Here is an 11,818-nt window from a genome sequence, read left to right as displayed (position 1 = left end):
GACCATGGCGCACTGAAATTTGGCGGCCGGTTCGGCCGCGTGACCCCGATCTAACCGCAAGGATTGGTCCTTGCATCAAGAGGAATGAATGGCGAGTAACAACGTAGCCCAATTTGCCGCGGAACTCAAAATGCCTGCGGGCGTCCTGCTCGAGCAGTTGCAGGCGGCTGGCGTCCAGAAAGCGAGCGCAAATGACGACCTGTCCGAGACGGACAAGGCGCGTCTGCTCGATCATTTGCGCAAGTCGCACGGTTCCGCCGAGGCCGACAAGCGCAAGATCACTTTGACCCGCCGGCATACGTCGGAAATCAAGCAATCCGACGCAACGGGTAAAGCTCGCACCATTCAGGTCGAGGTGCGCAAAAAACGTGTTTTCGTGAAGCGCGACGAAACCGGCGTCGAGCAGCCTGTCGAAACGCCGAATCACGTCGAAGAGCCGGAAGTCGACGAGGCCGAACTGCAGCGCCGCGAGGAAGAAGCACGCCGCGCCGCCGAGCAGCTCGAGCGCGAAGAGCGCGAGCTGAAGGAGCGTCAGGCTCAGCTCGAGCGCGAGGAAGCGGAGCGTCGCGCTCGCGAGGAAGCGGCCGAAGCCGAGCGTCGCAAGCAGGAAGCCGAGGCGGCACGCCGCGCGGCGGCGGCGGCGCAGGCAGCCGAAATCTCGCGCGCGGCTCAGGCTGCGCGTCAGGAATCGCGCGCGCAGGTCACCGCGGAAGCGAAGGCCGAGCCGAAGCAGGACAAACAAGACAAGCAGGACGACAGCGCCCAGCGCGCAGCCGCTGCTGCCGCCGAGAAGGCCGCCGCGGAAAAGGCAGCGGAAGAGAAGGCAGCCACCGAGCGCGCCGCGCAGCGCGAAGCCGCGAAGAAAGCGGAAGAAGACGCGAAGGCGGCCGCTGAGAAGGCGCGCATGGAGCAAGAAGCAATCGCGAAGCGCAGGGCGGCGGCCGAAGCCGAAGCGCGCGCTATCCGCGAAATGATGAACACGCCGCGCAAGGCGCAAGTCAAGGCGCCGGAGCCGGCGCCTGCTGCGAAGCCCGCGGAAGCGGCGAAGGCGGCCGAGGCCAAGGGTACGCTGCACAAGCCGGCGAAGCCGGAAGGCGCGCAGGCAGCCCGCCCCGCAGTGAAGAAGCCGGCTGTCGGCGGTGCGGCAGCGCCCGCAACGGCGGCTCCTTCCGGCGACAAGAAGAAGGCCGGCGGCAAGGGCGGCTGGCAGGACGACGCATCGAAGCGCCGTGGCATCAAGACGCGCGGCGACACGAGCGGCGGCGTCGATCGCGGCTGGCGCGGCGGTCCGAAGGGCCGTGGCAAGCATCAGGACCAGACCACGTTCCAGGCGCCGACCGAGCCGATCGTCCGTGAAGTGCACGTGCCGGAAACCATTTCGGTGGCCGACCTCGCGCACAAGATGTCGGTGAAGGCTTCCGAAGTCATCAAGGTGATGATGAAGCTCGGCCAGATGGTCACCATCAATCAGGTGCTGGACCAGGAAACCGCGATGATCGTCGTGGAGGAACTGGGTCATCGCGCGGTTGCGGCCAAGCTGGACGATCCGGAAGCGCTGCTGATCGAAGGCGAAACGACCGAGGAAACGGCGGAGCGTCTGCCGCGTCCGCCGGTGGTGACCGTGATGGGCCACGTCGACCACGGCAAGACGTCGCTGCTCGACTACATCCGTCGCGCGAAAGTGGCGGCGGGCGAAGCGGGCGGCATCACGCAGCATATCGGCGCTTATCACGTCGATACGCCGCGCGGCGTCATCACCTTCCTCGACACGCCGGGTCACGAAGCCTTCACGGCCATGCGTGCGCGCGGCGCCAAGGCGACCGACATCGTCATTCTGGTGGTCGCAGCCGACGACGGCGTGATGCCGCAGACGAAGGAAGCGATTGCTCACGCGAAGGCGGGCGGCGTGCCGATCGTCGTCGCGATCAACAAGATCGACAAGCCGGAAGCCAACCCGGACCGCGTGAAGCAGGAACTGGTCGCGGAAGGCGTGGTGCCGGAAGAGTACGGCGGCGATTCGCCGTTCATCGAAGTGTCGGCGAAGACCGGCAAGGGCATCGACGATCTGCTGGAAAACGTCTCGCTGCAGGCCGAAGTGCTGGAACTGACCGCACCGGTCGAAGCGGCCGCGAAGGGCCTCGTCATCGAAGCCAAGCTGGATAAGGGCAAGGGCCCGGTCGCGACCATCCTGGTGCAGTCGGGCACGCTGAATCGCGGTGACGTGGTTCTCGCGGGCAGCGCCTACGGTCGCGTTCGTGCAATGCTGGACGAAACTGGCAAGCCGACGAAGACCGCGGGTCCGTCGATCCCGGTCGAAATCCAGGGCCTGTCGGAAGTGCCGGCGGCGGGCGAAGAAGTCATCGTGTTGCCGGACGAGCGCAAGGCGCGCGAAATCGCGCTGTTCCGTCAGGGCAAGTTCCGCGACGTGAAGCTCGCGAAGCAGCAGGCCGCGAAGCTCGAAAACATGCTCGAGCAGATGGGCGAAGGCGAAGTGCAGAACCTGCCGCTCATCGTCAAGGCGGACGTGCAGGGCTCGCAGGAAGCGCTGGTGCAGTCGCTGCAAAAGCTGTTGACGGGCGAAGTGCGCGTTCAGATCGTGCACAGCGCGGTCGGCGCGATCAGCGAGTCGGACGTCAACCTGGCGACGGCGTCGAAGGCGGTCATCATCGGCTTCAACACGCGTGCGGATGCGCAAGCCCGCAAGCTGGCCGAATCAAACGGCATCGACATTCGCTACTACAACATCATCTACGACGCAGTGGATGAGGTGAAGGCGGCGATGTCCGGCATGCTCGCGCCGGAGAAGCGCGAGACGGTGACGGGCACGGTGGAAGTGCGTCAGGTCATCCGCGTGCCGAAGGTCGGTCTGATCGCGGGCTGTATGGTGACGGACGGTTTCGTCAAGCGTTCCTCGTCGGTGCGCGTGATCCGCAACAACGTCGTCATTCATACGGGCGAGCTGGATTCGCTGAAGCGCTTCAAGGACGACGTCAAGGAAGTGCGTCAGGGCTTCGAGTGCGGTATCTCGATCAAGAACTTCAACGACATCGTCGAAGGCGATCAGCTGGAAGTCTTCGAAGTGACGGAAGTGGCTCGCACGCTGTAACGCATCACTACGCTGAGCCTCGGGGCGGAGCGGGCCAATTGGCTGGCTCCGCCTTTTTCTTTGGCGCGGCGGCGGATTAGAAACGGAACGAAATCATGGCTAAAAGACGGACATCCACGAACCGCAACGTGCAGATTGCGGATCAGATTCAGCGCGATTTGTCGGAGCTGATGCGCGAGGTGAAAGATCCGCGCGTCGGAATGGTGACGATTCAAAGCGTCGAGCTCACGCCGGACTACGCGCACGCGAAGGTCTACTTCACCACGCTGACGGGCGATCCCAAGCAGACGCAGGAAGCGCTGAATCACGCGGCGGGGCATCTCCACAATCAGTTGTTCAAGCGGCTGCATATTCATACGGTGCCGACGCTGCACTTCCACTATGACCAGACGATCGAGAAGGCTGTCGAGATGTCGCGCCTGATCGACGAGGCAAACGCGACGCGCGCGAAGGACGACGAGGAAGGCGCCTGAGCGATGACCGCTTCGAAGAATCAGGCCGCGCGGCCCAAGCTCGTGCGCCGCGCGCTCGATGGCGTGCTGCTGCTGGACAAGCCGCTCGGGTTGTCGAGCAACGACGCGCTCATCAAGGCGAAGCGCATCTATCTCGCGAAGAAAGCCGGTCACACCGGCACGCTCGATCCGCTCGCGACCGGCCTCTTGCCGCTTTGCTTCGGCGAGGCCACGAAGTTTTCGCAGGACCTGCTCGAAGCCGACAAGACGTACGAAGCGACGATGCGTCTGGGTATCCGCACGGCGACGGGCGATGCCGAAGGCGAGGCGGTCGAAGTCCGCGACGTCGCGTGCGATGAAGCGGCCGTCGAAGCGGCGATGACGCGATTTCTAGGCGATATCGTGCAGGTGCCGCCGATGTACTCGGCATTGAAACGTGATGGCAAGCCGCTCTACGAGTATGCACGCGCGGGGCAGACGGTCGAGCGCGAAGCCCGTCCGGTGACGATCCACGCTTTGAAGATGATCGCGTGCGCGCTGCCGCTCGTGACCTTTCGCGTGACGTGCAGCAAGGGTACGTATGTGCGTACGCTCGCGGAAGATATCGGTGAGGCGCTCGGCTGCGGCGCGCATCTGACGGCGTTGCGTCGCACGGGCGTTGGCGCGTTGACGCTCGAGAACGCGGTGACGCTGGACGAACTGACGGCACTGAACGAAGCGGACCGGGACGCGCGGCTTCAGCCGGTGGATGCGCTGTTGTCCACGTTTCCCGCCGTGCAGCTCGACGACGAAGCATGTCGCCGGTTTCTGCATGGGCAGCGGCTGAAGCTGGCCGACGTATCGCCCGATCAAATCGAAGCGGGCCGCGTGCGCGTCTATGCGCAGGAAGGCGGCCGATTGCTCGGCGTCGCGAAAGCGGGCGAGGGCGTGCTCGCGCCGGAGCGGCTGGTGGTCACGGCAAGCTGAGAGCGTAAAAGAAAAGCCCGGAGGCGCAAGACTCCGGGCTTTTTTTCTCAGGCGTGCGGCGCAAGAAGACTCAATGCGCCGCCGAAGCCGCCGCCGCCGAATCCCCGCCGCCCGCACGTTCCGGGCGCGTAATCCAGATCAGCGCGATCAGCGCGACGAAAATCCCCGCCGAAATATAAAACATGTCGTTCACGCCGAGCTGCGCGGCCTGCTGCGTCGCCATGCTGTTGAAGAGACCGTAAGTCTGTTCCTGCGACATGCCCAGCGCGCCCATCTGCTGCATCGAATTGGCGAATGTCGGGTTGTAGGCGTTCGCCTGTTCGACGAGCTGCGCGTGATGCACGATCGTCCGATGCTCCCACGCCGTCGAGAAAATCGACGTGCCGATACCGCCGCACATGATCCGCACGAAGTTCGACAATCCCGACGCCGCCGGAATCCGATGCCCCGGCAGGCCCGACAGCGTGATCGACACCAGCGGAATGAAGAAGCCCGCCATGCCGATGCCCTGAATCAGCGTCGGCAGCGTCAGCGACCACGTATCGACGCCGGTCGTGTAACGCGAACGCATCCAGAAGCAAAGCGCAAACACGAGAAACGCAGCCGTCGCGATGCGGCGCGGATCGGTGCGCGGCAGGAACTTGCCGGTGATCGGCGAAAGCAGGATCGCGAACACGCCGACGGGCGCCATCACGAGCCCCGCGTTGGTCGCGGTATAGCCGATGTCCGTTTGCAGCCACAGCGGCAGCAGCACCAGATTGCCGAAGTAGAGGCCGTATCCGACCGACAACGCGATCGTCCCGCCCGTGAAGTTGCGCAGATTGAAGAGCGACAAATCGACGACCGGATGCTCCGCCGTCAACTCCCACACGATAAAGAACGCGAACGAGATGACCGCGATCAGCGCGAGCACGACGATGGTCGTCGAATTGAACCAGTCGAGGTCCTTGCCCTTGTCGAGCATGACCTGCAGCGAGCCGACCCACACGACCAGCAGCGCGAGTCCGACCGTGTCGATCGGCGCCTTGCGGATGGCCGAATCGCGGTCGCGGAAGATCGCGTACGTCGCGAGCGCCGCCGCGATCCCGACGGGAATGTTCACGTAGAAGATCCACGGCCACGAGATGTTGTCCGAAATCCATCCGCCGAGCACGGGGCCGGCAACGGGCGCGATCAGCGTGGTCATCGACCACATGGAGAGCGCCATCGGCGCTTTTTCGCGTGGATAGCTTGCAAGCAGCAGCGTTTGCGAGAGCGGAATCATCGGGCCGGCGACCGCGCCTTGGAGCACGCGCGCGGCGAGCAGGAAGGGCAGCGTCGGCGCGAGCCCGCACAGCCACGACGCGAGCACGAAGAGAATGATCGAGCCGAGAAAGAGGCGCACCTGGCCGATGCGCTGCGTGAGCCAGCCGGTGAGCGGCACCGAGATCGCGTTGGCGACCGCGAACGACGTGATGACCCATGTGCCCTGATCCGACGATACGCCGAGGTCGCCGGAGATCGACGGAATCGATACGTTCGCGATGGACGTGTCGAGCACGTTCATGAACACCGCGAGCGACACGGCGATCGTCCCGACGACCAGTTTCCCGCCCGAGAGAGGCGCATGAACGACGTTAGCTTGAGACATGTGTTAGGTCCGCGATACTGCCGCTTACATGAGCTTGGCGGCCGACGCCGACTTCGCCGCACTGCCGCGCGAAGCGGACGACGGCGACGACGACGCGCCCTGCGTACCAGCGCTCGTACCGGCGTTTTGCTGGATGATGCGCGCGATTTCAGCGTCCGCCTGCTCGCCGTACTTGTCGAACACGTTGGTCTGATACACCGTGTTCTGCGCCGCGCCCAGCTGGCCGCCTTGGTCGTCCTTGATCGTGACATCGACGTTCATCGACAGGCCGATACGCAGCGGATGCTGTTCCAGTTCCTTCGGATCGAGCTGGATACGGACCGGCAGGCGCTGCACCACCTTGATCCAGTTGCCCGTCGCGTTCTGCGCCGGCAGCAGCGAGAACGCCGAGCCGGTGCCGGCGGAAAAGCCGATCACCTTGCCGTGGAACACCACGCCCGAACCATAGAGGTCGGCCGTCAGTTCGACCGGCTGGCCGATGCGCATGTGCTTCAGCTGCACTTCCTTGAAGTTGGCGTCGACCCATACGGCGTTGAGCGGCACGATCGCCATCAGCGGATTGCCCGGCGCCACGCGCTGGCCGACCTGCACCGAGCGCTTCGCCACGTAGCCGGTGACCGGCGCGGGCAGCGTGTTGCGCGCATAGTTGATGTACGAATCGCGCACCTTCGCGGCGGCGGCGAGCACGTTCGGATGATCGGCGATGGTCGTGTTGGCCGTCAGCGACCGGTTCGACGCGAGTTCCTGCTGGGCTGCGTCGAGCGCGGCCTGCGCGCTGCGCACGGCATCGCGTGCGTGCGAGATTTCTTCCTGCGATACCGCGCCCGTCTTCGCAACGGTCAGGCGGCGGCGAAGGTCGTCCTGCGCGCGCGACAGGTCCGATTTGCGCAGCGCGATCTGCGCTTCGTACTGGTTGTTGTTGACGAAGAACGTACGGACCTGGCGAACCGTCTGCGCGAGGTTCGCTTCGGCCTGATCGAGCGCGACCTTCGAATCGGCCGGATCGAGCGCGACGAGCGGATCGCCCGCTTTCACGGTCTGCGTATCGTCGGCATTGACGGATATGACCGTGCCGACCACTTGCGGCGTGATCTGCACGACGTTGCCGTTGACGTACGCGTCATCGGTGTCTTCGTGGAAGCGCGCGACGAGGAAGTAATACAGGCCGTACGCGACAGCCGCGATGATGATGACGAGCACGATCAGCGCCATCAGCCGGCGGCGCTTGCCGTTGTTTTGCTTCGGCGCGGGCGCGGCGGCGGGTGCGCTGGCGGCGTTTTGTTTAGGGTCGCTCATGAAGGGCTCCGAAAATTCCGTATTGGTCTTGATGCGTGTTCTTGTGCGCGGCTCAGTGCGATGCCGCCTGATTCGCGGTCTGGTTCGCGGCCTGGCGCTGTCCGCTGCCGTCGATGGCGAGGTCGGTGCTCGTCGCGTCGAATCCGCCGCCGAGTGCGCGGATCAGCGCGATTTGCAGATCGCTTCGCTTCAGGCGCAGGTTCGTCACCGTCTGCTCGTTGGCGAGGCGGTTCTGATCGGCCGTCAACACCTGCAATTGCGGCGACAGGCCCGCCTTGTAGCGGATCACCGCGAGCTGGTAGGCGCTCGTGGCTGCGGCGAGTGCGCGCTGTGCGTCGGCCATTTGCCTGTCGAGCGCGCGGATCGCGGCGATGTTGGTCGCCACGTCGTTCAGCGCGTTGATGAGCGTCTGGTTGTAGTTCGCGACATCGCCCTCGAAATCCGCGTAGCGGCCTTTCAGCTGCGCGCGCAGTGCGCCGGCGTCGAAGATCGGCAGGTGGATTGCCGGGCCTGCCTGAATCTGCCGGCTGCTCGCCTGCAGGAAACGGCCCCAGCCGAAGGCATCGAAGCCGAAGCCCGCCGCCAGGTTGATGTCCGGGAAGAACTCGGCCTTCGCTTCCTTGATGTTGTGCGTAGCCGCTTCGATCTGCCAGCGGGCCGCGACGATATCCGGCCGGCGCGAAATCAGATCGGCGGGCACGTTGTCGGGCAGCGCCACGTTGATGTCCGGATTGATCACCGGATTGGCGATCTGCAGCCCGCGATCGGGACCCTTCCCGAGCAGCGCCGCCAGCTGATAGCGCACCGACTGGATTTGCCCGTCGAGCTCGCTGAGATTGGTCTGGCTGGTCGCGACGTTGCCCTCGGCCGTGCGCTGTTCGACGTTCGTGTCGAGACCGGCGGTGACGCGCCCGCTCGTGATGCGGCCCACGTTCTCCCGATTGGCGATTTCGCGCTGCGTGACGTCCCGCAGCGCGTAGAGCAGCGCCAGCTGGTTGTACGTGCGCGCCACCGACGCGGCCAGCGTGACGCGCGCCTGCTGCATGTCCGCCTCGGCGGCTTTCTGCTGCGAAACCGCCATGTTCAGGCGCGAGCGGTTCTTGCCCCACAGATCGAGGTCCCACGACGCGCTCGCGAGCACGTTGTTCTCGCTGTACCACGTCCCGCCGTAGGGCGGCGGGAAGAGGGCGTTCGCCGAGTACAGCTCGCGCGTCCACGAATACTTCACGTCGGCGTGCGGATACAGCGTCGAGCGCGAGCTTTCGATATAAGACGACGCCTTCGCGATGCGCGCCTGCGCCTGCGCGATGCTCGGATTGCCCGCGAGCGCCTCGTCGATCAGTTGCGGCAGTTGCGGGTCGCCGAACTGTTTCGCCCAGTCGAGGCTCGGCCACTGGCCGCCCTGCGCCGGCACGCTCTGCGAAGACTCCAGAGTCTCGGGCGCGGTGATCTGCTTGTCGCTCGAAATGCCCGCGTAATTCGCGCAGCCCGCGACCGCGAGCGCTGCCACGGCGGCGGCCACGGCGCTCTGCGCTCGGCGCAATCCGCTCGCGGGCCGAAGTGCGGACAAGGAAAGGTGTTTCATCGCTCGTCTCTCGAGAGAGGTATGGATTATGGACGTTGCAACTATCTCAGGTGCTGGCAGACCGAAATCTGCGTCATCGCGAAGGCGCGCCTGGCTTCTCGACATTGCCGGCGAGGCAGGCGGCGGCGGGATCGCACGTGTTCGCGAGAATCCGGCGCAGCATGCTCTTCAGGAAGCCCACTTCGTCGGGCGTGAAGCCCGCAAGCAGCGTGTCGAGCACGCGGGTGAAGATCGCCGGAACCTGCTCGGCCATCGCGCGCCCGTCCGGGGTGAGCGCAAGACGCACGACACGCCGGTCCTCGTTGCTGCGCACGCGCGACAGCAGCCCGCGCTTTTCCAGACGGTCGATGAGGCGCGTGACCGCGCTCGCATCGATGCCGTATTCCCGCGCGATATCGGCGGCCGTCATGCACTTGCCGACCGCCAGCATGAACACGATGCTCGCCTGCGTGCTCGTGATGCCGAGTTCGGACGTCGTGTGCTGCGTCACCATGTTCCAGAGCGTCGAGCGCACGCGACTGAGCAGATAGCCGACGCTTTCGCTCAGCACATAGCTGTCGATCGCCGTGGGTTTTGGAGCGTCGCTCATGAAAGGAATATGCAAGTGCAATAGTGGACTAGGCAGGATTATAGGCGCGGCGTTACGTCGCCTGCAAGGAACTTTTATGAAGCTGCTTACAATCTGCGCGCGGCTTCCTCCGATGCGTTGTGGGACGGGGCTTCGCGCGTGGGTGGAGTCGGCGCGGCCCCGCCGGCCTCGCGTCGCGGATTCGGGTAGCGTCCTATTGTCGAAAAGCGGACGTTTGTGCGTGCTATACTTTACGGTTCTCACCGCGCCGGGCCGGAAGAGTAGTTCAAATCCCTGAAGTCTTCCGAGCGATCCACGCCGGGCGTCACGCACGATCTGACGCTCAATCGACGGTTTGCCGAGCCAGCAGGAGCCTTCAACTCCTGGGTTCGCTTCGACGGCGCACAACCAAGATATCCCTTATGACTCGCGCCCTCCGCAATATCGCCATCATTGCCCACGTCGACCACGGCAAGACCACGCTCGTCGACCAGTTGCTCCGTCAATCGGGCACGTTCCGTGAAAACCAGCAGGTCGCCGAGCGCGTCATGGACTCGAACGACATCGAAAAGGAACGCGGCATCACGATCCTCGCGAAGAACTGCGCGGTCGAATATGAAGGCACGCACATCAATATCGTCGATACCCCCGGGCACGCCGACTTCGGCGGCGAAGTGGAGCGCGTGCTGTCGATGGTCGATTCGGTCCTGCTGCTCGTCGATGCCGTCGAAGGCCCCATGCCGCAAACGCGCTTCGTCACGAAGAAGGCGCTGGCGCTCGGCCTGAAGCCGATCGTCGTTATCAACAAGGTGGATCGTCCGGGCGCGCGTATCGACTGGGTCATCAACCAGACCTTCGATCTGTTCGACAAGCTCGGCGCAACCGAAGAGCAGCTCGACTTCCCCGTGGTCTACGCATCCGGCCTCAACGGCTATGCGGGCCTCGATCCGGACGTGCGCGAAGGCACCATGCGTCCGCTGTTCGAAGCCATCCTCGAGCACGTGCCGGTTCGCCCGGCCGACCCGGACGGTCCCCTGCAACTGCAGATCACCTCGCTCGACTACAACACGTATGTCGGCCGGATCGGCGTGGGCCGCGTTGCGCGCGGCCGCATCCGCCCCGGCATGCAAGTGGCCGTGCGTTCGGGTCCGGACGGCGCGATCCTGAATCGCAAGATCAACCAGGTGCTGTCGTTCCACGGCCTCGAGCGCGTGCAGGTCGAAGAAGCGCAGGCGGGCGACATCGTGCTGATCAACGGCATCGAGGAAATCGGCATCGGCGTGACCATCTGCTCGCCGGAAAACCCCGAAGCGCTGCCGATGATCACCGTCAACGAACCGACGCTCACGATGAACTTCCTCGTGAATTCGTCGCCGCTCGCGGGTAAGGAAGGCAAGTTCGTGACGAGCCGCCAGATTCGCGACCGTCTGATGAAGGAATTGAATCACAACGTCGCGCTGCGCGTGAAAGATACCGGCGACGAAACCACGTTCGAAGTGTCGGGCCGCGGCGAATTGCACCTGACGATTCTCGTCGAGAACATGCGCCGTGAAGGGTATGAACTCGCGGTGTCGCGTCCGCGCGTGGTGCTGCAGGAAATCGACGGCGTGAAGTGCGAGCCGTACGAGAACCTGACGGTCGATATCGAAGACCAGCACCAGGGCGGCGTGATGGAAGAACTCGGCCGCCGCAAGGGCGAAATGCTCGACATGACCTCCGACGGCCGCGGCCGCACGCGTCTCGAGTACAAGATTTCGGCGCGCGGTCTGATCGGCTTCCAGAGCGAGTTCCTGACGCTCACGCGCGGCACGGGCCTGATGAGCCATACGTTCGACTCCTACGCGCCGGTGAAGGAAGGCTCGGTAGGCGAGCGTCGCAACGGCGTGCTGATCTCGCAGGACGACGGCGCCGCTGTCGCTTATGCGCTCTGGAAGCTGCAGGATCGCGGCCGCATGTTCGTGTCGCCGGGCGATGCGCTGTATGAAGGCATGATCATCGGCATTCACAGCCGCGACAACGACCTCGTCGTGAACCCGATCAAGGGCAAGCAGCTGACCAACGTGCGCGCGTCGGGCACCGACGAAGCCGTGCGCCTCGTGCCGCCCATTCAGCTTTCGCTGGAATACGCGGTCGAGTTCATCGATGACGACGAACTCGTCGAAGTGACGCCGCAGTCCATCCGTCTGCGCAAGCGTCATCTGAAGGAACACGAGCG

Annotated in this window: 8 protein-coding genes; 4 read left to right on the top strand and 4 right to left on the bottom strand. The window is 64.5% G+C overall.

Annotated features, from left to right (window positions below):
* Positions 1-88: 88 nt before the first annotated feature.
* The 3 genes from infB (at position 89) to truB (ending at position 4,524) form a co-directional block, all read left to right on the top strand.
* The gene (infB, locus tag P9255_RS13360; RefSeq protein ID WP_309789803.1) at positions 89-3,106 is read left to right on the top strand and encodes a translation initiation factor IF-2; all 3,018 of its coding nucleotides are present in this window, start codon (positions 89-91) and stop codon (positions 3,104-3,106) included.
* A gap of 95 nt (positions 3,107-3,201) precedes the next feature.
* Positions 3,202-3,579: a 30S ribosome-binding factor RbfA gene (gene rbfA / locus P9255_RS13355; RefSeq protein ID WP_309789802.1), complete on the top strand. Its 378-nt coding sequence runs from the start codon at positions 3,202-3,204 to the stop codon at positions 3,577-3,579.
* Between the two features lie 3 nt (positions 3,580-3,582).
* Entirely contained in the window at positions 3,583-4,524 is a 942-nt protein-coding gene (gene truB / locus P9255_RS13350; protein ID WP_309789801.1) for a tRNA pseudouridine(55) synthase TruB, read from the top strand.
* A 70-nt stretch (positions 4,525-4,594) separates the two neighbouring features.
* Here truB and P9255_RS13345 read toward each other — a convergent pair whose 3' ends face one another.
* The 4 genes from P9255_RS13345 to P9255_RS13330 all read right to left on the bottom strand — a co-directional run bounded on the left by P9255_RS13345 (position 4,595) and on the right by P9255_RS13330 (position 9,624).
* Positions 4,595-6,154 carry a DHA2 family efflux MFS transporter permease subunit gene (locus P9255_RS13345; RefSeq protein WP_309764663.1) on the bottom strand — a complete coding sequence of 520 codons (1,560 nt, stop codon included), beginning with the start codon at positions 6,152-6,154 and terminating at the stop codon, positions 4,595-4,597.
* A 24-nt stretch (positions 6,155-6,178) separates the two neighbouring features.
* Positions 6,179-7,450 carry an EmrA/EmrK family multidrug efflux transporter periplasmic adaptor subunit gene (locus tag P9255_RS13340; protein ID WP_309789800.1) on the bottom strand — a complete coding sequence of 424 codons (1,272 nt, stop codon included), beginning with the start codon at positions 7,448-7,450 and terminating at the stop codon, positions 6,179-6,181.
* 52 nt (positions 7,451-7,502) lie between these two features.
* Complete coding sequence (locus tag P9255_RS13335; protein WP_309789799.1) at positions 7,503-9,035, bottom strand: efflux transporter outer membrane subunit; 1,533 nt, start codon at positions 9,033-9,035, stop codon at positions 7,503-7,505.
* Between the two features lie 73 nt (positions 9,036-9,108).
* On the bottom strand, positions 9,109-9,624 hold the full coding sequence (locus P9255_RS13330) for a MarR family transcriptional regulator (RefSeq protein WP_309789798.1): 516 nt from the start codon (positions 9,622-9,624) through the stop codon (positions 9,109-9,111).
* A gap of 401 nt (positions 9,625-10,025) precedes the next feature.
* On the opposite strand from P9255_RS13330, the gene typA reads away from it, so the two are divergent.
* A partial coding sequence (typA, locus tag P9255_RS13325) for a translational GTPase TypA (protein ID WP_309789797.1) occupies positions 10,026-11,818 on the top strand: 1,793 nt, incomplete at its 3' end.

Source organism: Caballeronia sp. LZ019, assembly GCF_031450825.1.
Lineage (GTDB): Bacteria > Pseudomonadota > Gammaproteobacteria > Burkholderiales > Burkholderiaceae > Caballeronia.
The sequence above is the reverse complement of the archived record's forward strand: the minus strand, read 5'-3'. Positions and strand labels throughout refer to the sequence as shown.